15 protein-coding genes are annotated in these 22,229 nt (G+C 67.8%); 4 read left to right on the plus strand and 11 right to left on the minus strand.

Annotated features, from left to right (window positions below; genetic code table 11):
• Nucleotides 1–274: 274 nt before the first annotated feature.
• Nucleotides 275–649: an STAS domain-containing protein gene (locus ACFVDP_RS27725; protein WP_383495110.1), complete on the plus strand. Its 375-nt coding sequence runs from the start codon at nucleotides 275–277 to the stop codon at nucleotides 647–649.
• 424 nt (nucleotides 650–1,073) lie between these two features.
• Here ACFVDP_RS27725 and ACFVDP_RS27730 read toward each other — a convergent pair whose 3' ends face one another.
• The gene (locus ACFVDP_RS27730) at nucleotides 1,074–2,546 is read right to left on the minus strand and encodes a hypothetical protein (protein WP_383495113.1); all 1,473 of its coding nucleotides are present in this window, start codon (nucleotides 2,544–2,546) and stop codon (nucleotides 1,074–1,076) included.
• Nucleotides 2,510–3,634 (minus strand): hypothetical protein, encoded by a 1,125-nt coding sequence (locus ACFVDP_RS27735; protein WP_383495116.1) that lies wholly within the window; start codon nucleotides 3,632–3,634, stop codon nucleotides 2,510–2,512. Before ACFVDP_RS27735 ends, ACFVDP_RS27730 begins: the two co-directional genes overlap by 37 nt.
• Nucleotides 3,635–3,919: 285 nt before the next feature.
• Between ACFVDP_RS27735 and ACFVDP_RS27740 the strand changes: the two genes are divergently transcribed.
• Nucleotides 3,920–11,035 carry an RHS repeat-associated core domain-containing protein gene (locus ACFVDP_RS27740; RefSeq protein WP_383495119.1) on the plus strand — a complete coding sequence of 2,372 codons (7,116 nt, stop codon included), beginning with the start codon at nucleotides 3,920–3,922 and terminating at the stop codon, nucleotides 11,033–11,035.
• A gap of 148 nt (nucleotides 11,036–11,183) precedes the next feature.
• Here the strand turns inward: ACFVDP_RS27740 and ACFVDP_RS27745 are convergent, their stop codons facing one another.
• The 8 genes from ACFVDP_RS27745 to ACFVDP_RS27780 all read right to left on the minus strand — a co-directional run bounded on the left by ACFVDP_RS27745 (nucleotide 11,184) and on the right by ACFVDP_RS27780 (nucleotide 18,453).
• Entirely contained in the window at nucleotides 11,184–11,750 is a 567-nt protein-coding gene (locus ACFVDP_RS27745) for a hypothetical protein (RefSeq protein ID WP_383495123.1), read from the minus strand.
• Nucleotides 11,737–12,093 (minus strand): hypothetical protein, encoded by a 357-nt coding sequence (locus tag ACFVDP_RS27750; RefSeq protein WP_383495125.1) that lies wholly within the window; start codon nucleotides 12,091–12,093, stop codon nucleotides 11,737–11,739. Before ACFVDP_RS27750 ends, ACFVDP_RS27745 begins: the two co-directional genes overlap by 14 nt.
• A gap of 101 nt (nucleotides 12,094–12,194) precedes the next feature.
• Nucleotides 12,195–12,512: a hypothetical protein gene (locus ACFVDP_RS27755; RefSeq protein ID WP_383495128.1), complete on the minus strand. Its 318-nt coding sequence runs from the start codon at nucleotides 12,510–12,512 to the stop codon at nucleotides 12,195–12,197.
• A gap of 49 nt (nucleotides 12,513–12,561) precedes the next feature.
• Nucleotides 12,562–14,037, minus strand: coding sequence for an NF041680 family putative transposase (locus ACFVDP_RS27760; RefSeq protein ID WP_383495131.1), 1,476 nt, complete (start codon nucleotides 14,035–14,037; stop codon nucleotides 12,562–12,564).
• 133 nt (nucleotides 14,038–14,170) lie between these two features.
• Nucleotides 14,171–15,196, minus strand: coding sequence for an NAD(P)H-dependent glycerol-3-phosphate dehydrogenase (locus ACFVDP_RS27765; RefSeq protein WP_383495134.1), 1,026 nt, complete (start codon nucleotides 15,194–15,196; stop codon nucleotides 14,171–14,173).
• The gene (locus ACFVDP_RS27770; protein ID WP_383495137.1) at nucleotides 15,193–16,050 is read right to left on the minus strand and encodes an SAM-dependent methyltransferase; all 858 of its coding nucleotides are present in this window, start codon (nucleotides 16,048–16,050) and stop codon (nucleotides 15,193–15,195) included. The genes ACFVDP_RS27765 and ACFVDP_RS27770 overlap by 4 nt, the downstream gene beginning before the upstream one ends.
• Entirely contained in the window at nucleotides 16,047–17,192 is a 1,146-nt protein-coding gene (locus ACFVDP_RS27775) for a YcaO-like family protein (RefSeq protein ID WP_383495141.1), read from the minus strand. Before ACFVDP_RS27775 ends, ACFVDP_RS27770 begins: the two co-directional genes overlap by 4 nt.
• Entirely contained in the window at nucleotides 17,179–18,453 is a 1,275-nt protein-coding gene (locus ACFVDP_RS27780; RefSeq protein WP_383495144.1) for a TfuA-like protein, read from the minus strand. The genes ACFVDP_RS27775 and ACFVDP_RS27780 overlap by 14 nt, the downstream gene beginning before the upstream one ends.
• A gap of 337 nt (nucleotides 18,454–18,790) precedes the next feature.
• Here ACFVDP_RS27780 and ACFVDP_RS27785 point away from each other — a divergent pair, with 337 nt between their 5' ends.
• Nucleotides 18,791–20,176 (plus strand): hypothetical protein, encoded by a 1,386-nt coding sequence (locus ACFVDP_RS27785; protein WP_383495147.1) that lies wholly within the window; start codon nucleotides 18,791–18,793, stop codon nucleotides 20,174–20,176.
• 307 nt (nucleotides 20,177–20,483) lie between these two features.
• Here the strand turns inward: ACFVDP_RS27785 and ACFVDP_RS27790 are convergent, their stop codons facing one another.
• Entirely contained in the window at nucleotides 20,484–20,897 is a 414-nt protein-coding gene (locus tag ACFVDP_RS27790) for a hypothetical protein (protein WP_383495150.1), read from the minus strand.
• A 250-nt stretch (nucleotides 20,898–21,147) separates the two neighbouring features.
• On the opposite strand from ACFVDP_RS27790, the gene ACFVDP_RS27795 reads away from it, so the two are divergent.
• Nucleotides 21,148–21,990, plus strand: a complete 843-nt coding sequence (locus ACFVDP_RS27795) for a hypothetical protein (protein ID WP_383495152.1) — start codon at nucleotides 21,148–21,150, stop codon at nucleotides 21,988–21,990.
• Nucleotides 21,991–22,229 lie beyond the last annotated feature (239 nt).

The following is a 22,229-nucleotide window of genomic DNA, read 5'->3' on the forward strand; positions in this document are numbered from 1 at the left end:
GGCTTTGGGGTTCCTGGTAGGAACAAAGGGTGACCTGGCAGACCCGGGTTGGGGAAGAAAAGGGGGGGGGGGGGGGGGGGGTGGGGGGGGGGGGGGGGCCCCCCCCCCCCCCCCCCGCCGACGCCCGCCGCCGCGCCTGCACGCGCGGCCACCTCTACGAGACTGGCACCAGAATGCCCCGCAGGGAACCCGTCATGCGCATACACAGGGTCCGGCGCCCCATCGCACCGGACGACACCCGCCCCGATGCCAACCAGCGGCCAAGGACCTGGGCATGCCCCTGACACGCACCCCCGCCCTTCCCAGCTACTTCATGACCCTGACCCTGGACGGCGAGCTCGACACCCGCAGCACCCCGGCCCTGTGCGAACTCACCTCACAGGTGCTGTCCGAGGGAAGCCGTCACCTGACCATGGACCTGGCCGCAGTCACCGAATGCGACGCTGCCAGCCTTTTCACCCTCCTCGGCATCCGCCAGGCCATCCACCACGCCGGCGGCAGCCTCACCCTGGCCAACCCCAGCCAGTGCGTCCAACACGCGCTCTCCCGCAGCACTTTGAACGGCGCTCTTCCTCTCCACGACGTCCTCGCCCAGCAACCACCCGAGCACCCCGCCCACCCCGACGCCTCCCGAAGCGATCCCGGCTGACATCCAAGCCACCGGCATCGCTCCACCGCCTCCGCGCACCAGCTCGGCCCGATACCTCCGCACTAGAGGGTCACGAACATCTCAGCGCCCACAAATTGCCCTGCACCGAGGCCGGACCGACAGCAAGCACTGGGCAACATTCTGCGTGCTTGGGGCTTCCACCTCCCGAGCTGGTGAACATCTGCTGTCCGAGATCGGGCTTTGGCCCACTTCCTGTGGAGCAGGCCACGAGCACCTCCGTACGGTTCCGTAGGAGGCGCTGTACCTGCGCCGTATCGGCCCGGCGCCGCTCGACAAGCCCGATGTCGCGCAGCTCCACAAAAAACGGTCCAGAGCCCCAATTCACGTTCACAGCCATCCCTCGGCAGCTCCGGATGCATACCCACGACGAGGGGCGTCTGGCCCGCTCGACCCACAACACCCCTCACCTCGCGGTAGGTCGCCCTGTCTTCTCGGGATAGGCGGCCCGGACGTACTGCATCGCCGTCTCGGCCGCGATGCCGAACAGCCGCATCAAGTGCACCGGGTCGCTGGTCAGTTGGGCTTCGTGCAGGACTCGGTCCTGCCAAAGGGTCCGGGCGGGAATCCCGATCTTCTCGAAGACATGCTGCAGGAGCCCGTCGCTGACGGGTGGCTGGGCGATGTCCAGGGCGGTCTGGCTGGTGACCAACAGGTGCGGGTTGGCGGAAGTGGGCCAGGTCTGCTGTCGTTCGCGGAGCCAGTCGGTGAGGAGCTCGACGGTGAACGGGTCGAGATAGACGGACCGGCGGTGATATCGGTGCCTGATGATGAGTTCGCCACGGGTGAGATCGACGTCGGCGAGGTGAAGCTGTGCGGCCTGCGTCGGTGTGACCGCGTGGATGGCGACCAAAGCCAGCAGCAGCCGGTGCTGGGGAGTCCGGGCCTGCTCCATCAGTCCGGCGAGACGGTCGCTCGGCACCGACGCCGGCAGGGTGACTACGCCGGGCAGGGTGACGCCCCGGGTCGGGTCCCGGAAGATCACACGCTCCTGCCTGAGGCCCTGGAAGAGGCTGCGAAGAGCCTGGTGAACGGCCCGCGCTGCTCCCGGTTTCCTGGTGTCGAGGACCTTCTTGAACTCCTTGATGGTGATGGATCTCAAGGTGTTCGTGTGTTCAGCCCACTCTTCCAGGACGGGCTGGGCGACCCGCAGATGCACCCGGATGCGGTGGGACGACAGTGGAGGGTGCTCCCGCCTACCCTCTCCCTTCAACACCTTGATCCAGGCATGGAGCTCGTCCCTCATCGGATCCGGGAACTGGTCGATGATCTTCTCGACGGCCCGGGCGTCGCGGTCGATCTGCCGGGCGGGATCGGGCTCCAGCAGTCCGCGTTCGGCCAGGAACCAGATGACTCGCTGCCCGCTGATATTGCGATCGAGGGTGGCCAGGGTTCGCAGGTCACGCTCGTGGAAGGGGGCCGCGGCGCCGAGCCATGCCAGGACGATCCGCAGGGCACGCAGGGATGCCCTATGTCTGTGAGGGTCCGGGGCGATCAGGCGGCTTTGCCGTCGCGAGACACGAGTGAACTCGGCCGCGATCCGCTCGGACTCCGGGGTCAGGGAGGGCAGCTCATCGGCCGTGAGACGCGCCACCCGGCTCCAGTCCCTGTCCATATCGAAAAGGATCAGCTGATCCGGGGCGACCAGGTGGTCCGAGAACGGAGGGCGGGGGCGCCTGCGTCGTTGCCGTTCCAGCTCACGGGACCGCGTGGCATGCCCGACGGGTGAATACCCCAACGTTCCTTTCAGGTTGCGGAGTTGGCGGGCCAGCCGGCCACTGAGGGCGACCTGCAGCTGGGTGAAGTCCGGCCGGTCCTCCGTCCCGTTTTCACGGACATGGATCAAGCATCCCCGGCAGAGTCCGTACTCAGTCGACACCGGCAGTGGCGAACGCCGGCACCGGTCGCACTGGCCGGGCGGACAGTGGAGCCCGAAGTCGGAGCGGCCCCAGCTGCGGCAGCCAGAGCACAAGCGGCCGGTGATCCCCCAGCATCCGCAGTGCTCACAGCTGCCGACGGGCCACCGCATCGGCCGAGGCTGCATCCTCGGGCGGAGGATGCCACCCGCCCGCCGGCCACGTCGATTTCTCCCACCACGAACAGGTCGTGTGCCTTGCGCTCCAGGGTCCGCGCTGCCCGGCGGACGATGTCCGGACGCTCCAGCAGGCAGAACAGGTCAGCGGAGGCGACGGCGTCCTCGGGGATATAGACGGGCCGAGCTTTGCCGTACTTGGCGCAAGCCTGGACCGTGAACTCGGCTGCCCCGCCCGGCATTCCGGGCCAAAGCCCGATCTCAGGAAGCAGCACTGTCGACCATTCCCGCCACCGTGTCCCTGACCCAAGAGCAATATCGGATCCGGCCCGACCGCGCAGCGGTGACCACCCGCGGAAGGTCGGATCCACCTGCGAGTTGGGCAGCTGGCCGCCCAACCCCACGTCCCGGAGGTACCGGTACTGCTCGAAGGTGAGATGCCGGATGTCCATGCCGGATCGGACCCGCGGGGCCAGTGCGTTGCGGCCCCGCGCCGCCACCCTCGCCGGACGGCGCGACAAGAGCCCCCTGTTGACGAGAAAGCCATAGAGGTCGTCCTGGACGAACGACTCCTTGCCCCACGCCGAAGCACCGATCGGCTTCTTCTGCCACCGGGTCCGCTGATCGCGGTACGACACTAGATCCGACTCCGCCGCCGACAGCACATCGCTGCCCAGGCCCGCCAGGTGGTCATCCAGGCGACCGACCGCCCGCCCGTAGTCCTTCAGCGTGGTCTCGTCCAACAACGCCGTCGACAGGTACCGGCCGTACTCGCATAGCGGCGGCACCGGCATCTGTGTCTCCTCGTCGAGGAACACCGGCGTTCCGTCGAGCACCCCCCGCCGCTTCAGCAGAGCAGCGACCTCCTCCGCGGAGATCACATCAGCATCCAGGAACCTCTCCAGCAGCCCGGACTGCACAAAAGCAAGATCCACGCTCACCCCTCATCGAAGGCCGGTGAGAAGCGCCCATCGGCTCACCTCTCTCGCACCTCTGCAATGCACCAAGACTGAACCACACATCTCATGAGACAGATTTCAACAGCGGAAAGAACGACTATTCAGCATGTCGCATGGGGCAGATGACCGTGCGCATGTGGCGATTGGTCAGCATGGGAACTGTCGAATACGTCATTCGACGCGTTGTGTTCAAGCTGGCGGGACGGGAGCCTGCGAGCACGAGCTGGGTAGCGACTGCCTCGCTCGGGAGGGAGAGCCGCCATGAGCTACCGGCTGACGGGGAAGATCGACGCCTTGGTGGGGGCCGACTGCCGTGAGCCGCTGGCGGGTTCCACGGTCCAGCTGTTCACTCCGACCCAGGACGTCCAGGTGCAGTTCGCCCTGCTGCCAAAGGAGCAAGTTCGGGTTCGGCAGGCCCGGCTGCTGGCTTCTGAAGTCCTCGACGACGACGGCCGCTTCAGCATCGATTTGCCCGGAGAAGCCATCTATGATGGTGGCCCTCTTGAGGTTGGGTTGCGGGCGATCTTGCCGGAGGATACGGGGAAGAAGCCCACGGCCACAGAATGTACGCTGCTGACTTTCACCCCTATATGGCAGCCCTCTAACACCACTTCGGCGAGGGAATGCATCTGGCAGTACGCCCTCCCTACTGCCGCATGGGCCGAGATACGTCAGCACCTGGGCGCCTACGTCATCGTGGGCCGGCTGAGTGCCCGAGACGGGATCGCCCCGCTTGCTGGGGTTCAAGTAACAGCCTTCGACGTCGACATGGCCCAGGACGACGTGCTGGGACGGGGCACCACGGATGTCGAGGGATCTTTTCGCATCAACTATTCCGCCAGCGCGATGGGTCGCACTCCAGTGCCTGGCGTACATCATGAGCCGGGCAGTGCAGATGTCTACTTCACTGCCGAACGTGACAGCCGTCGACTGTTGGATGAACCGCGCGCGGCAGGACGCCGGCGGGACCGGCGCAACGTTGGCCCCAGCTTTTGCGTTCGCCTGCGCACCGCTGCTGCACCGCTCACCTTGTCCATCGACACCCCCGCGCCCGGCCGGGTCACGAACCAATCGCAGTTGCCCCTCACCGGCCGCGCCAGTGAATCCTGCCTACTGGAGCTGAACGATCAGCCCCTCGCACTGGACGGCGACAACCGATTCACCACGCAGGTCACCCTCACAGAGGGCAACAACTCGCTAGTCCTAAAAGGCATCGCGAAAGCCACCGGCGCACAGACCCGCCGTGAGCTCTCCGTAATCCTGGACACCTCCTCCCCCGCACCGCCGGATCTGACGCTCATCACCGTCGTCCTCGATGACGACGCCACCACCGCACATCTGCGCGGCGCCGCCGCGGCGATCGAGCCCTCAGCCCGCGTCGACATCGTCAACACCCGTACCCGAGAACAGACCCGGGCCGACTCCGATACGGAAGGCGCTTTTGCCGCCATCTTGCCCGCCGTGCCAGGCGACACCCTGTCGCTGACCACCCGCGACGCCGCCGACAACGCGAGCTCCTCGGTGCAACTCATCGTGTCCGGCAAGCTTCCGCCGGACCCCGCCCACGTGGCGCCTCCTCTGCCCACAACCACGATCACGCCCTTGGCCCAGGCCACCGCCTTTCTGTACACCAGTCCCAACCCCATCCAGACCGGCACCGACCCCGACACCTTTGAGTCCTACCGGGTCGCGGTACTACGCGGCCGCGTCACTACCCCCGCTGGGTCCCAACTCCCTGGCGTTGCCGTGACCGTGGCTGGCCACCCGGAGTACGGCCAGACCCTCAGCCGCGCCGACGGCCACTACGACCTAGTTGTCAACGGCGGCACCCAACTGACCCTCAACTACGCCAAGGAGGGGTGTCTCCGGGCCCAGCGCCCCGTGACTGTGCCATGGCAGGACTACCTGTCACTGCCCGATGTCGCCCTCATCCAGCCTGACTCCGCTGTCAGCGCCGTCGACCTGACGGTCGCCAGCCCCGCACAGCTCATCCGGGCAAGCACTATCACCGACCACGACGGCACCCGACGGGCCACCTTGTTCATTCCCGCTGCCACCACGGCAACGATGGAACTGCCCGACGGCACGAGCCGACGGCTGGAGCAGGCCCACATCCGCATCACCGAGTACACCGTTGGCGACGGCGGACCCGCCGCGATGCCCGCTGACCTCCCGCCGGCCTCCGCTTACACCTACGCCGTGGCATGCCGGGCCGACGAGGCCGCCCAAGCTGGCGCCCGCTCTCTCCACTTCAGTCAGCCCGTCGTGTTGTACGTGGAGAACTTCCTTGGGTTTCCTCCTGGCGGCCCGGTCCCTCTGGGCAGTTATGACCTCCACACCGGGCAGTGGACCGCCGAACCCGACGGCCGGGTCATAACCCTGCTCGCGACGACTGGCACCACAGCCGACCTCGACGTCACTGGGGACGGACAGCCCGACCCCGCAGATGCAGTGGGCGCACTCGGCATCACTGAAGAGGAACGTGCCCACCTCGCCGCCACGTACCCGCCAGGACAGCAGCTCTGGCGCACCCCGCTAGCTCATTTCTGTCCTCAAGACTGCAACTGGCCTGCTCAGCCCGAACAGCCGGGCGCGGAATTCCCGTCCCAACCTAATGCGAAGCCCGAACCCCTAACCAAAGACGGCTGCAACCTCAAAGGCTCAATCCTCGACGTTGACAACCAAGTACTCCAGGAACGACTCCCACTCGTCGGTACCGGCCTAAGTCTCTGCTACAGCAGCGCTCGCACCGAAGGCTTCACACCGGCCTACCGACTGCGCATTCCCCTTACGCCCGAGTCACCACCCAAGCCGCTGCGACGCGTTGAACTGACCGTCAAGGTTGAAGGCCGCCAGTTCCGCTCCACCTATCCACCGGGACCGTCTCTCGTCCACACCTTCATCTGGGACGGCAAAGACGCGGCCGGGCGCCCTGTACAAGGTGCCCGCCCAGTCACCATCACCATCGGGTACGTCTACAAAGCCGTCTACACGACACCAGCGGACTTCGAGCGTTCCTTTGGGCTCATCGCCGGATCCGGCAAACCTAGCGGAGGCAGCAGCAGGCGCCGGCCCATCACCGACGCCACCCGCAAAGAGATCACTTTGACACAGAGCTACACCACGATCGTCGGCGCCTGGACAGCGCCCCGTGAAGCCGGTCTCGGCGGCTGGTCACTCAACCTGCACCACACCTACGACCCGCTCACCCAGACCCTCTATCTCGGCAACGGCCGCCAACGCCAAGCCGAACCTTTCAGCCCTGTCATCACCACCATCTCAGGCACCGGACAAGCAGGCCATGACGGCGACGGAGGCCCGGCCAGCGAAGCCCTCATCGGTTCCCTTGTACGCGGCATGGCCGTAGCCGCCGACGGAAGCCTCTACTTCTCCGACACGGCAAACAACCGGGTGCGCTGCATCACCCCCGACGGCATAGTCACCAACTTCGCGGGCGCACCCGCACGTGACCTGGGAGACGGAGGCCCCGCCACCGCCGCACGCTTGATCCAGCCCGGAGGCCTAGCCCTCGCCCCTGACGGGACCCTCTACGTCCTCGCCGAACGCCGCGTGCGAGCGGTCGCACCGGACGGGATCATCACCACGCTCGCAGACCTGAACGGCATCACCAACCAGCCCCTGTACGACCTTGCCCTCGGCCCCGACGGCAGCCTCTACGTATCCGAAACCGGCCGCCGCGTCTTGCGCATCACCCCCGATGGCCAGCTCTCCGTGTTCGCGGGGGACGGAGACGCTTTCCGCGACAACGTGCCCGCAACCGAGACCAAGCTCGACGCCCACGGCATGGTCTTCAGCCCCGACGGCAGCTTCTACGTCGCCGACTTCCGCCAAAGCCGCATCCGCAGGATCACCCCAGACGGCACCGTCACCACCTTCGCCGGCACCTGGCCAGGCGACTACGGAGACGGAGGCCCCGCAACCAAAGCCACACTCGAGGCCAGGGCCCTGGTCCGCACCCCAGACGGAACCTTCTACACCGATCACCGAACCCGCGCGACCCTCCGCGCCATCCGCCCTGACGGCATCATCACCACCATCGCCGGCAACGGACAAAGCGGATCCGCCGGCGACGGCCAACGCGCCACCAACGCCCAGCTCAGCGATCCCGAATACCTAGCCCTCGCCCCCGACGGCTCTCTCTACATCAGCGGCGCCGGTACCTGCCGCATCCGAAAGATCGCCTCCCCATACCCGGGATTCACCGCGGGTGCGATCGCCATCCCATCCGACGACGGACAGCAGGTATACGTCTTCGACCCCCGACGACGCCACACCCACACCCTCAACGCCTACACCGGCGCCGCACTGACCACCTTCCACTACGACGACAACGACCGCCTTGCGACCGTGGTGCACGGCGACCCTGCGGAGAGCAACACCGTCACCATCACCCGCGACGCGAACGGTCAACCGACAGCAATCACCGGGCCCGACGGGCACCAAACCCAATTGCCCCTGCACCCAGACGGCTACCTCGACAGGCTCATCGACCCGAGCAATGCCATCACCCAACTCACCTATCACCCAGGCGGTCTACTAGCTACACGCACAGACCCACTCGGCCACCGACACACCTACAGTTACGAACCTGACGGCAGGCTGTCAGTGGACACCGCCCCCGGAGGGGTGCGCACGGCTCTTGCTGCTAAACGCGATGCCAACGGCCACACCGCAACTGCCCTCACCACCGAAGGCCGCGAATCCACGTATTCCGAACGGCAGCAGACTGACGGGACCGTTCGCCGCACCGTTCGTTGCTGTGGTGAACATGAAGCCGTCAGTACCGTTGCCACCGACGGAACTCAAACCGACACTTCCCCTGACGGAACCACCTACACGCGCGTCCAGGGGCCCGATCCTCGTTGGGGTATGCAAACCCCCCTGACGACCGAGGCCACGCTGACAACTCCTGACGGAATACGACAGAAGAAGACGAAGGAACGCACTGCCGACCTCGCCCAGGACGACAACCCTCTCAGCCTTACCCGAGAAAACAACCGAACCACCATCGACAATCGCCAGTACACCACCCAATTCGACGCCTCCACCCGCACTTGGACACACACCAGCCCTGGGGGCCTCATTTCTCGGATCACCACCGATCCCGTTAACCGGATCCTCACGGCCCAGACAGGGTCACTCGCCGCGCTAGCGGCCCGCTATGACGAACGAGGGCGTCTCGACTCCCTGAGCCAGGGCGCGGGTCCTCACAAGCGGACCTGGCAATGCAGCTACTCGCCCCGGGGGGATCTTGCCGAAATAACGGATCCCGCCGGAAGGACGACATCGCTCTCTTATAATGCGGCTGGACGCCCGGAAACTATCACCGCCCGCAACGGCAGCAGCACTCTTATTGAGTATGACCCAACGGGGAAGATTATTTCGATCACCCCATCCGGCCGCCCACCCCATTCCTTCGAATATCATGCGACCGGCGACCTGTCTACCTACCGACCCCCACATGCCAGCGACGCGGAGTCCACACACTACACCTATGACGCCGATCGAATTCTCAAGGGAATCATTCGGGCGGGAGGTAACGTCACTGAACTACTCTACGATGAAGCGGGTCGACTAAATAAAATTCGCAGTTCAGACCACGTGAACAAATACACATACCTCGACGGGTCCCGACGCCTGGCCACGGCCACCACCCCTGACGGAAATACCCTCACCTACACCTACGATGGCCCCCTATGTACCGGAGAGACGTGGGGCGGCTTATTCAACGGGTCAGTGCAGCACGCCTACGGTAATCGTCTACTGCCAACCTCTCAGAAGGTAAACACAGAAGCGCCGGTTGGCATCACGTACGACGACGACGACCGAACGGCTTCGGTAGGGGAGCAAACTATCAGCTACGACTCAGCCACGGGCCTTTGCAGTGGAAGCAAAATCGGCCAGATAGATGAGTCTTGGCGATATAACGAGTTTGGCGAGCCAATCGAACACCGCGTCGCCAATGACGGTGGGGATATCTGCGTCACATCCTACACTCGTGACCTTTTTGGAAGGGTAGAAAGCCAGCGCGAAACTATCGCTGGAAACGCGAAGGAGTGCGTATACACGTATGACGAATTGGGGCGCCTGTCCTCGACGTCCATCGATGGAGTGACCGCGAGCTACTCCTACGACAACGGCGGCAACCGCACACGCGTCCAGTCGCACGTTGGCGTGACGACTGCGAAGTACAACGAGCAAGGCCAACTATTGACGCTGGGGAAGAAGGAATTCACCTATACGCCCGAAGGGGACCTTGAAACAGCTACCGAAGACGGGCACAGCAAGATTCGCTACCGGTATGACCCACTGGGGAGGCTAATCCGTGTTGAGCTGCCTGACGGCCAAAACGTCGACTACTCGATCGATGCACTGGGGCGCCGCATTGCCCGATCCTTGAACGGGAAGGTCAGTAGCGCCTACCTGTACGACGGCCTCCTGCGGCCCGTTGCCGAACTCGACAGCGAAAGCAAGGTAGTGGCCCGCTTCGTGTATAACGACAGGAGTGATACTCCAACATACATAAAAAAGGGAGACAGGTCTTATTTTGTCGCCAGTGACCACCTGGGGAGCCCTCGGGCGATTATAGACACTGACACCGGCGAAATTTCCCAGCAAATCGAGTACAGTCCGTGGGGCGAGATTTTGAGTGATACCAATCCTGGATTCCAGCCCTTTGGCTTCGCGGGAGGACTGTATGACCCCCTGACCGAACTCGTACTCTTGGGCCGCAGGAGCTACGACCCAAGTCCAGGGCGATGGACAAGTAAGGATCCGATCGGAGACGTCACTTCCTGGTACGTTTACTGCGGAAATGACCCCGTGAATCGAGTGGACCCCAGCGGCCTCTCCTGGGATTCCGTTGAACGACTAGCCATTCTTGTTTATGCCCTCATGGCCGGCACGTCCTATCTTCCAGGGGGCGACGCCCGAGCGGGAAAGCAGGCGATCCAGGCCATGCAGAAAATTCTGGAAATGCGCGAGAAGCGAAATAAGATGAACCAGACCCAAAAGAAGCATGCCCAACGCGAGAATAAAGAGGACTCACGCTCTCGCGAGGAGCGCGAAGAAGATGACGATGGCGATGACGGTGATGGCGGAAGCCCAGTGTGCGTCGCGTCCCCCTCCTCGGATTCTGTGGCCGACCTCAACGAAAGTGACGAAAAATTCCTAAAGAGCGTTATTGGACTCATGCAAATACAGGCCCTTGCAGGCCTAACGGCAGGAACCATGTTTAACCTCTATATGGATACACATCGCGGCGGTTCAGAAGGCGCACTGGTCTTCTTGGGTGCTATCGCCGTGCTAGCAGGCGGACCGATCGCCTTGCCCGCTTTGGCCCTTGGCGCTATGTAAGCAGGGCAGACGCCTTGTTTGCAGTACTCCACTGCTCGAACACGACCGTGAAGGTGGAGATTTCAACACCAGAGGCATTAGCCGCCACTGCATGTTCGAGGCCGCGCCGGTCCCGAATCGTCTACGCGGTTAGGGGATCAGCTGCCACTCATCTGCCTAGCAGGACTGCCCCGATGCATCGAGACTGAATCACACAAAACTCGCGTGAGACAGATCTGAACAGCGGAAAGAAGATGTCGGTGGTGATCAGCACCAGGAGGCACTGTGCCCAGGTGTTGGCCGCGGTGGCGCCGTGTTCGATGGTCAGGCCGTGGCCGAGGTCGCCGGCGACGAGGAGGCAGCCTCCGGTGAGCAGCGTGAACCGGACGGCGTTGGGGCTTTTGAGGTAGGCGAGTTCCATGGCGGCGCCGGCCAGGACGAGGACCAGCATGATGCGGGGGGCGAGACCGGCCGCGAGGCACAGGGCGGCACCGGTGCGCAGGATCAGGGCGGGCCGGTAGACGGCGGCCAGGAGGCCGGCCCTGCGGGTGCCGAACCGGCTCTCGGCGGTGAGCAGGCTGAGGGAGCCGGGGTTCAGCCGGTCCCATCCGCCCTGGCCGAAGGCCAGGGCGAAGCGGGCGGTGAGCACGCTGCCGTAGACGATGCGGAAGAGTTGGAGCCGTGCGGGGTCGGTGGGGCTCTGGAAGCCGGAGGCGAGCGCGTCAACGAACCACATGGCTGTCCTCCACCGTGAGGGGGCGCTCGCCGTCGGCGTCCAGCAGGCGGCCGTGTCCGTCGATGCGGTCGTAACGGCCGCTGCGGGTCAGGTAGATGAGGATCGCCTGCAGCTGGGGCGGGCCGAGGACGAAGCTGCCGGGCGACAGGTAGGCGTAGACGTTGACCGGTTCGGTGCGGCCGTCCTTGGTGCCGGCGAGGGTGGCGATGGTGAAGTTCGCGCGGCAGAACATGGCCCACCGCATCCAGCGGCCGGGGACGTTGGTGAAGAAGCGGGTGAGCATCCAGCCGGCCAGGGCGATGGTGACGGCGATCTGGGCAGGGGGCAGTAAGGATGCGGGCATGGGTGGGTGCCTCCGGGACGGGGAGGGTGCTGGGGTGAGAGGCGGGGCGGCCGACGTGTACCGGGCCGCCGGGGTTCAAAGACAGGCTCTCAACTTGTCGTTTAACCACAGGTGTTCGGTGGGGTCGCGGCAACGGTGACCTGGGCGGTCCAGGACCCGGGCTCCCGGGGCGGATCCCAGATCACGTCGACGCGTTCTTCGTGGAAGTCGTGTGCGAGTCCTACAACCATGGCCGCCGCGGCGGCCTGTGCCTCGGCTGGGCCGGCGTTGACCGGAACGTCGGCGAGGCGCCCGCAGAGCATCCCGCCTTCCACGGTGAGGACACTGTGGCGCCAGCCTTCCGGCGTCGCGAGCAGGACGATGCCCTTCGGCATGCCGAAGGGAGGTCGCCTCTTCTTCTCCCGCTTTCGTCTCACCATGAAGCCATCCAACCTCGTCGGCTTCCTGACGGTTCAGGCGGGCGGAGCTTCAGGCGCCGCGGCGGGGCTTGGTGCCGACTTTGTGGTGGGCGGGACGGCTGAACGCCTCGCCGGTGGCGAGGACCCGCCCGACATCGTGACGGGTGGCCGGTAGCCGGTTCTTCGAGCCTGGCGGCCTGCCTGGGCCGGGGCGGGACGGTTTCGGTGCACCGGCTGGGGAACCGGTCTTCGCGTGCAGGTTTCTGAACCCTCTGCGGACGCGGGCCGGCGTGAGCCTGTTCGGCTCGGTCGGCTTCTCCCAGGGCCTGCGGAGGTCGGTGGCCAGAGGTCGGGCGAGTCGGAGCTGGGCATAGGCAGCGATCACGAGCCAGGTCCACCGGTCGGCCGCTTCCGAGCTGCGAAGCCGGGGCTTGGTCCAGCCGAGAGTCTGCTTGAACAGGCGGAATGTGTGTTCCACGTCGAAGCGACGCAAGAACGACTGCCAGGAGCGGTCGATGTCCGCCGCTGTTGCGCCGGTGCGCGACCACCACAGCCAGACCGGCTTGTTGACCCCGCCGCTGGGCAGCTTCTGAACGACCAGGCGGATGACGGTGCCCTCGATGATGGGCAGCGGCCCGTCGTGGTCGAACCATGCGGCCCGGCGGGTCAGCCGCGGGTGCAGCCGGTCCCATGCCTGCGCGGTCGCCTTCCCGTAGAGCCGAGTGTCCGTGACCGTCACGGCCTGCTCGGTGCCCCAGGTTGCGGAGTCGCCGAAGACGAACTCGCCGCCGTGCTTGGGCGGCCGGCCACCCTTGGGGTTGGCCAGGTGGAACTCTTCGCGGGAGGGTGTCGGACGCCGCATCACCCGGTCTGAACGGAGCCGGCCGAGGATCTCGACGGGCAGGTCACCCAGCAGGTGGGCGATGCGCGGGGCGTCGTATCCGGCGTCCAGCACGACCAGTACCTCCGGGTCACCCGGCCGCCACTGGTCCGCGGCGACAAGTCGCTCGATGACCTCACGGATCTGCACGGTGGTCACCGCGGCGACGTCGGCGCCGGGCTCCAGGCGGACCGCGTCCAGCACCGCCGTCCAGGACGTGCGGCCGGTCTCCAGCGCGGCCACCACCGAGTACGGCCAGCCGGGCACCATCTGATGCTTGCCCTCACCCCGCCCGAAGGTATGGCAAAAGGCCCGGTCAGCACACGTGTTGGCGTCCGGTCGCAGCCACGGCGAGACATCCACCGCCAGCACGAGCCGACCGTCCGCCGCCCGTGGCAACGGCACCCCAGCCAGGGCCCGGCGCAGCCGGGCCACGTCGATCCGGCCCTGGTTGAGTCCGCCGTACAGGGCTCCGTGCCCACGGCGGTGCTCGGGGGCGAGCGCGAGATCGACCAGCGTTCGTACCGGCCCGTCCGTGCACAGCAGCGCGTCGCATAACTCGAATAGCGCGTCGCCCCGCACGGTCAGGCACGCGTACAGCTCCGACCGGAAGTGTGACACTTCCGCGAACGCATCCCGCAGGACGCTCTGATGCACCAAACTCACGGCCACGGCCTTCGCGCTGATCCACTCTGTGACGGAGCACAGGATCAGACGGAGGCCGCCTACGTGTCCGCTGAACTGCGAAAACGCCGATCAAGTTCGAGCCGCGTTCGACACCGGACCATAAATGACAAGCTCAACGCTCGGACGTGGGCGGGCGTTGCATCAGCGCGGCCGCGGCCTCGTCGAGCGTGATCTTTCCGGTGAGCAGTGCGGTCATCACGTCGGTGATCGGCATCTCGACGCCATGGGCGTCGGCCAGCGCGAGGATCGCCTCCGCTGATTTGACGCCCTCGGTCGTCTGCCGTGTGGCGGCCGTGGCCTCCTCGACGCTCAGGCCCTGGCCGAGGTGCGTGCCGAAGGTGCGGTTGCGGGAGAGCGGCGACATGCAGGTGGCGATCATGTCGCCGACTCCCGCGAGTCCGGCGAGGGTGGCCGCGTCGGCGCCGTAGGCCACGGCCAGCCGGGTCGCCTCGGCAAGACCGCGGGTGATGAGCATGGCGGCCGAGTTGCTGCCCAGGCCCATGCCGGAGGCGATGCCGACGGCGAGCGCGACGACGTTCTTGACGGCGCCGCCGAACTCGCAGCCGATCACGTCGGTGCTCGTGTAGGGCCTGAAGTAGTCGCTGCGGAACGCCCGCTGGATCCGGATGGCGGCCGCCTCGGAGGGGCAGGCCACGGTCGCCGCGGCGGGCTGCCCGGCCATGATCTCTGCGGCCAGGTTCGGCCCGGACAGGACCGCTACCCGCTCGGCCGGAATGCCGGCCGCCTCAGTGATGACCTCGCTGGCCCGCAGATGGCTGCCCCGCTCGACGCCCTTCATCAGGGACAGGACCACGGTGTTCGGGCCGATGTGCGGCGCCCAGGCGGTGAGGCTGGCGCGCAATGCCTGCGCCGGGATCGACAGCACGAGGAGGTCCGCGCCGTCCAGGGCGGCGGCCGGGTCGCTCGTGGCCGTCACGGTGTGGGGCAGCACGGTGTCCGGGAAATATGCCGGGTTGCGGTGCGTCTGGCTGATCGCTGCGGCGATCTCGGGGCGGCGGGCGTGCAGGGTCACGGTGGTGCCGGCGTCGGACAGGAGCTTGGCCGCCGCGGTGCCCCACGATCCGGCGGACAGGACCGCGGCATGGCGGACGGCATCATGCTCGGTCAGCGCGGTCATCGCGGGGTCCTTCCGGGGGCCTGAGTGCTGCCGCCGGACTGGCGGTCGGGCCCGGTCATCGTAGCGGTCGCCCCGTGCACTGCCGGGCCGGTCGCAGGGCGGTGCAGGGTGATCAGGACAGCGCGGCGGCCGCCGAGCCGGGGGAGCATGTGGGCGGCCTCGTCGAGCATGCGCTGCGCCGGCTGCGCGCCCAGTTCGCGTCGCAGGTCGTCGGCGTGGGCGAGCCACAGCCGGTACAGGCGCTCCCACATCAAGGGCTCGGTGGGGCGTTCGTCGACGTGTTCGGTCTGCAGTCCGGCGGCTGCCGCGTATTCGTTCCCGAGGTCGGTGCCGTGGCGCAGGCCGCGGGTGAGGACGAGGCGGCCGCCGGGGGCCAGGAGGCGGCCGAGTCCGGCGACGGCCGCCGGCCAGCTGGCCGGGCCGTGCAGGGCGCCCACACAGACGATGCCGTGGGCGCAGCCGTCGGGCAGGCCGGGGGCGGCCAGGTCCGCGGCGTGGAAGGCGGCTGGCGGGCTCGCGCCGAGGAAGTGCGGGGCGCGGGCGGCGGCCTGGTCGACGGCGGCCGTCGACAGGTCGAAGCCGTGCAGCATGCGAGCGGCGAGGGCGCGGGCCAGCCACAGGCCGATCCCGCCGCTGCCGCACCCGGCGTCGACGAGGACCTGGCCCGGGGGCATGCGCAGCCGGGCGGCGATGAGGCCGAGCAGGGGCCAGTCGCAGCTGCTGTCGGGCCGGACCTCGGCCGGATAGTCGTCGCCCATCGCCGCGGCGTAGAAGCGGGCCGTCAGGCCGGTGCGGGAGCGGGCGGTGTGGAAGGCGTCGAACTCGGCGGCGCGGGAGCGGGATGCGGTGTTCATCGCGGCATCGACCGCCCGACCCGTGAGCCGGTGCCGGGGCAGATGACCTGCACGGCATGGATGGGTGCCCCCGTCTCGGACAGGTCGAGAGCGACCGGCTCGTGCCCGGTCACCGTAAGGACGGCCCGAGCCGTCTCAGCGACCTGCCGCGCGAAGCCGACCGCCGGGGGCGCGAACGCGCCGATGGCCTCACGCCACGGCGCGAGCGGCGTCCGGGCGGCCGGGTGGTCGGGCGCGTGGTCGAATCCGGCGTGCTCGCTGGGCAGATCGTCCCGGGTTCCGGCGATGGCGGTCAGCCGGGACTGGGCGGCCTCGGTCAGGGCGCGGCTCAGCGCGATCCCGGGATCGGTGTGGCAGCCGCCCCCGGCGAAGATGACCGGGTGGTCGGGGGCCCACAGATAGGCGAGGCACACCGGCAGCCGGTACGGCCCGTCCACGAGTGCGATCTCCAGCTCCATGCCAGCCGCCGTCAGCCGGTCGACGATCTCCCGGCTCCACGGGTCGGTCACCGTCGCGGGGGCGATGAGCGTGCGCATCCGGCCGCCTACCTGCCCGTCCCGGTACAGCATGTCCCGCTCCACCACTTCGAGCAGGGCGTGCAGCAGGGCTTCCTCGTGGCTGTTGCCGCACGCCAGGCCGGTAGTGGTGACCCGCAGCAGATCCGGGGTCCACGGCGGGCGCTGGATCCGGCGCCGGACGAGGTCGACGGGAATCAGGTGCGCCGCGCCGCTGACCAGGCCGGTACCGGGCGTCCACTCGAACACGATCCGGTTCAAAGTGGCCTCGGGGTGCGGGACGATCAGCGGCAGTGCGGCCACGGGGCAGCCGGGTGCCACGTCTGCGGCCGGGCCCCGGGCGGTCACGGTCAGCGGCTGCTCGACATGCCACAGCTCAGCCGCTTCCATGACGGCGGACAGCTGCGCGAGCAGGGGGGTGGCGCCCTTGCCCTGGGACGTGACCAGCGTGCGCGAGGCGGGCCGGATGGCCGTCCACACCGGCAGCCCGATCACGTCCAGATGGGTCAGGTCCGCGACGCGGGTGATCCCGTAGTGCGGAAGCCGTCCGGCCACCGCCTCCCACGTCTCCTCGGGCGTTCGGGCACGCACCGTGCCCGGCAGCTCCAGAACCTCAGTCTCTGACATGGGCTGCCTCCTGGTTCGTCGTTCGGGTCGGGGCCGCCGCGGCCGCCGTCTCCTGCAGGCCGCCCGGCACGAACCGCCTGGCGGCCGCGACGGCGGCCGCCGCACACACCAGGCCGCGCGAGGATGCCTCCGTGTCGAGTCGTTCGTCGGGGCACTGCCAGATCTGGAGCAGCAGGCGGCGGGTCAGGTCCTCGCTCACCGCCTCGGCCGTCACACCGCTCTGCTGGCGGCGGGCGTCGAGGACGCTGCGATAGTCGGCGACGGACTGGCGGTCCTCTGCCGTCTCACCTGCGAGCAGCAGCGTCACCGTGGTGGCGTCGCGCAGGTCCACCACCGGCCGGAAGATCTGGTCAGCCCTCAGATCGCCGCCGGCTCGTGCCAGTTGTTCAGAAAGCGGCCGGCCCGGGCCAGCGGCCGGGTGACGGGAGCAGTGCTCCAGGTAGGCGGTCCACGTCGTGGCGAACCGCTGGTCGAACACCTGCTGGTAGAGGACGCGGTCTTCGGTGAACAGCGTCGTCCCGTCCACCCGCTCGGTCGCGAAGCTGTTGGCCCAGCGCCGGTAGTACGCGGTCTCCCACACGCCGGGCGGGCACTGAAAGCGCGTCGGAAGCGGCGGGCGGGGATCGTGCGCGACCTGCAGCGCCAGCAAGGCATCGGCACGCTTGATGTCGCCGAAGTGCGGCTCCTCGGCCCGCTGCTGATCCAGCCAGCGGGCGACGTCGCCGGCGTTCTCGCGTGCGCAGACGGCCCGCACGGCGGCCAGGGTGCGCTGCGGGTAGTAGACCGCGCGCAGCGCACACAGCAGCCGGTCGGCGTGAGCGGCCTCGAGGACGTTCGCCTGGACGGCCAGGTGCAGAACGTGGCTCAGGCTGACGACCGGCCAGGTCAACGCGGCCCAGTCGCGGTCCGGGGCCTGCCCGACGGCCACCTCGTCATCGCCGGAGAACTGTCCGCGAACATAGGCGGCGTAGACGGATCCGACGCCGACCATCCCGAAGGCATCGAGCTCGCAGGCGCGCAGCGCGCCGATGCTCGCCGCGCCGATCACCCGCACCCCACGGCCCATCGCGGCCAGGATCTCTTTGTGCCGAAGCGCCGGGGCCTGGTGAAACACGCCGTCGAGGAGCACGACGGTATCGCCGTCCTGGACGGCGTCATCGAACAGGTCACCGTGCCGGGCAGGCGGGTGCACCTGTACGCCCGGGGCGGAAAGTTGGGATGTGGACCGTGGCAGCGTCGGTCCGACGTACACGTGGATCACTGCGTCCTCCGATGGGCAGCGCGAGGGCGCCCCTCCTCAACGCTCGGCGGGGCGGGGAGGCGAGGAGGGGCGCCCGGTCAGGTCACGCGGGGTAGGACTACTCCTCGTCCTCGACGTCGCGGGCGATCACGACCGGCTGGGACTTCTCGTCCTCCGGCGTGATGTCCTGTGTGCGCGGCGCCGAAAGCGGCCTGGGACTTGGACATGATTCCTCCATAGGTGAGGGGCGGCGACCAGGCGGTCACCGGTTCGCCAACTAGCTTTGCTTCCACAGGAGTTGGCGGACAACGCGATCGGCGCGCGGCAATATATATCGCGTATACCGGGAGGGGGAGCGATGGCCGAGCGCAGACCGAACAACCTGCTCAGGGCACGTGTGGAGGAGTCCAGGCTTTCGTATGCGGCGGTGGCGGCCGGGGTGCGCGCGGTGGCCGCCGAGCACGGAGAGCAACTGCGCACGAATGCGGCGTCGGTGGACCACTGGCTGCGCGGGAGCGTCCCGGCCGGGGCGACCGGCCGCTACCTGGCGATTGCCCTGTCACGCAGACTGGGCCGGCTCCTGACCGTCGCGGACATCGGTCTCGGAGCCGACGCCGCGCCGGGCCCGGAGAATGACACCATGGGGCTGTCCCTCAGCGTCGACCCGATCGACGCCCTGCTGCCGCTGTGGGGAGGCGAGTTGGACCGGCGAGACTTCCTGTGGGGTTCCGCCTACTCGGTGGCTGCCGCCGCCCTGCCGCTGGAGCACGTCATCGATCTGGCCGCGCGGACCGGGCATGCCGCGCGCAGCGACTCGACGATCGGCATGGCCGAGGTCGAGGCGGTCCGCGACATGGTGGGCGCTTTCTCGGAGATGGACGAACGCCACGGCGGCCAGCACGGCCGCACCGCCCTGATCACCTATCTTCGGGACGACGTGGCGCCGCTGTGCCGGGGCCGGTTCCGCAGCGACGAGGTGCGCCGCCAGATGCTGTCGGCGGCCAGCCGGGGCGTGCACCTGGTCGGCTGGAAAAGCTACGACGCGGGCCAACAGAGCCTTGCGCAGCGCTACTACCTGCAGTCCTACTCGCTGGCCGTCGAGTCGGGGGTGCGCGGGCACGACGGGTTCGTCATGCGCACCATGGCCATGCAGGGCCTCAAGCTGCACCGGCCCGAGCACTGCCGGGGCCTGGCGGAGACCGGACTGAACCGGGCCAAGGGGCACATCGACGCACAGACCGAGGCCCTGTTCCGCATCGTGCACGCACACACCCTCGCCAAGAGCGGACAATCCCGGGCGGCCATCGCGGAGACGAAGCGGGCACACACGCTGCTCGCCGAGGGCAAAGACCGCGGGCACGAGGTGCCGTTCTGGGCGCTGGCGTGGGGCCCGCCGGTCGGCTCGGTGCACTCGCGGGCGGCGAAAGTCTTCGAAACGCTCGGCGACCATGAGGCAGCCGCGGCGGAGTACGGGCGGGCCGCCGCGTCGAGGCCGAGCACCTTTGCCCGCATCGTCGCCCTGGACCTGGTGGCGGAAGCCGAGATGTATATCAAGCGCGGGCACGTGGAGCAGGCTTGCGACGCCTGGTCACGTTCCATGGATCACATGACCGGGGTGCGCTCCGTACGCACCCGCAAGGCCGTCTCGAGCATGCGCCGCGACCTGCGCACGGTCCGGGCGCGTGGGGTACGCCCGGCCGTAGAACTCGACGAACGGGCCCGTGACTTCCTGATGCGGGCCTGAACTGCACGTCCGTGGTGAGGCTGGCGCCGGCCGCCGCTTCTGCAAGGCCGAGGGGCGACGGCCACGACACCCACGCCTCATGGACTCGGCCAGGGCCGGGCACGACGACGGCTGTGACGGCCACATGCCGAGTTGATCGAGCGCTGCTCGCCGCTCGCCGGCGAGTTTGTCGGCCCTCCAGCGGGTGTTGGCTGTCCACTTTTCCAGGGCTACGGGGACGGTGCCCTCGGTCACCAGTTCTCGGCCTCCTTGCGGGCGTCGAAGATCTGGCCGGGCTTGATGCGGTGCACGCCGCTGGCGTCCCCGATCAATTCCCCCCCCGCTCGTCGTCCTCGGCGGTCCTGGCCGGCGCCGCGTACTCACGCCGCTGCGGTGGCAGTCCGGCCCGGCCGAGCTCGCTGCGCACCCAACTTGCCTCGGTCCGCGCGCGGTTGTCCTCGAAGCTGAGCAGCCAGTGCCCGCCGTCCGCTGCGCAGGCTGCGACGGCCTCCAGCAGACCGCGCGCGACCACCTCGGGCACCGTCGAAGCGGCGTACCGCGTTGCATGGTCAGCGCTGTATTGGCTTTCACTCCACAGCACCCGTGTACGGACTTCCAACGGCTCCCGCTCACCGGTGACTTTCACCAGAAGACAATGAAGGTCGCTGTAATCGAAACTCTTGATCGAATCCGCACTCACAGTCTTCCGGCCAACCTGGACCCACACATCACGCTTCGCCATACAGACACCGTCCCAGAGCCGCATCTGCGCGCACGAACTCCTGAGAAAGATTGAGCAACCCGCAGGAAGAGCGGTCTAATTGGTGCCATGGCCTGCTTCCGTCGAAACTACGGCGGCACCTGACCCCACAGGGCCCAGTGCCGCCCAGGACCAGGTGCGCGCCGCTCGGCGCGCGGGCCCGGACGTCTAGGCGTCCTTCTGCCGCGCTGGGAGTGTCATGCCGGACAAGCGTCCTCGGGGGTATCAGCCGATGTGGCGGCCTCGCCCGCCGACCCTGCGGCTGCTGGCTGCGGTCGAGGTGATCCTCGCCCGCTACACGCAGCTCCTCCCGATCTCGCTCCGGCAGTGCTTCTACGCCGCCGTGTCGGACGGCGTGCTGGAGAAGACAGAGCGGGCGTACAAGCGGCTGGGCGAGGCCGTCGGGATGGGGCGACGGTCCGGGCGGATTCCGTGGGAAGCAATCCGCGACGACACGGGCACGTGTGTCGAGCCCCCGCCCACGTTCACCGGGCCGGAGGACTTCCACACCACGATGCGCCGGGCAGCACAGCGGTATCGCAGGGACCGGCAGGAGGGCCAGGCGCAGGTGCTTGAGCTGTGGTCAGAAAGCGCCGGCACCACGACTCAGCTGGCCCGGCTCGCCGAGCCCTACGGGCTCACGGTCCGCTCAGGCGGCGGCTTCGACTCCCTGTCGGGCAAACACGAGGCAGCACTGCGCGCCGCCTCATACAAGAAACCGCTGGTGACCCTCCACCTGGGCGACCTGGACCCATCCGGCGTCCACGTGCCGCGCGCCCTGGCCGAAGACGTCGCCGCGTTCGCCACCACGCACGACTGCCGCACCGAGCTGGCACGCATCGCCGTCACGGAGGACCAGGTCGCCCGCTACGGCCTGCCCTCCGCTCCACCCAAGCCCACCGACCGCCGCTCCTTCACCGCGAGCGGGACCACCCAACTGGAGGCGCTCCCGCCCGACCGGCTCGCCGCCCTCGTCCGTACCGCCATCGAGGAGCGACTCAACATGAGCGTGTACGCGCAGGTCATGGAGCGGGAGAGAGCCGAGCGGGCGGAACTCTTGCGTGAACTGGAGTAGGGCCGCGCCTTCATGGCGCGTCACACCGGCCAGGGAGCGGTCACTTACTCCGCGAGGGACAGCGCGCGACGCGGGAGGTGCGCGCTGTTCCTCGGAGCAGCCGCACGCCATCCGCAGATGGACCGGGTGGCAGCCGCCCTGGTGGCCCCCGTTCTCGTGAACAAAGCCAGAAGGAAGATGAGCGCGGGAGTGCGACCTCGTTCGTCGAGTTCGGCGGCCTGAACGGCGAGAGAGGAGGA

It is taken from the genome of Streptomyces sp. NPDC057694 (genome assembly GCF_042799415.1).
GTDB lineage: Bacteria > Actinomycetota > Actinomycetes > Streptomycetales > Streptomycetaceae > Streptomyces.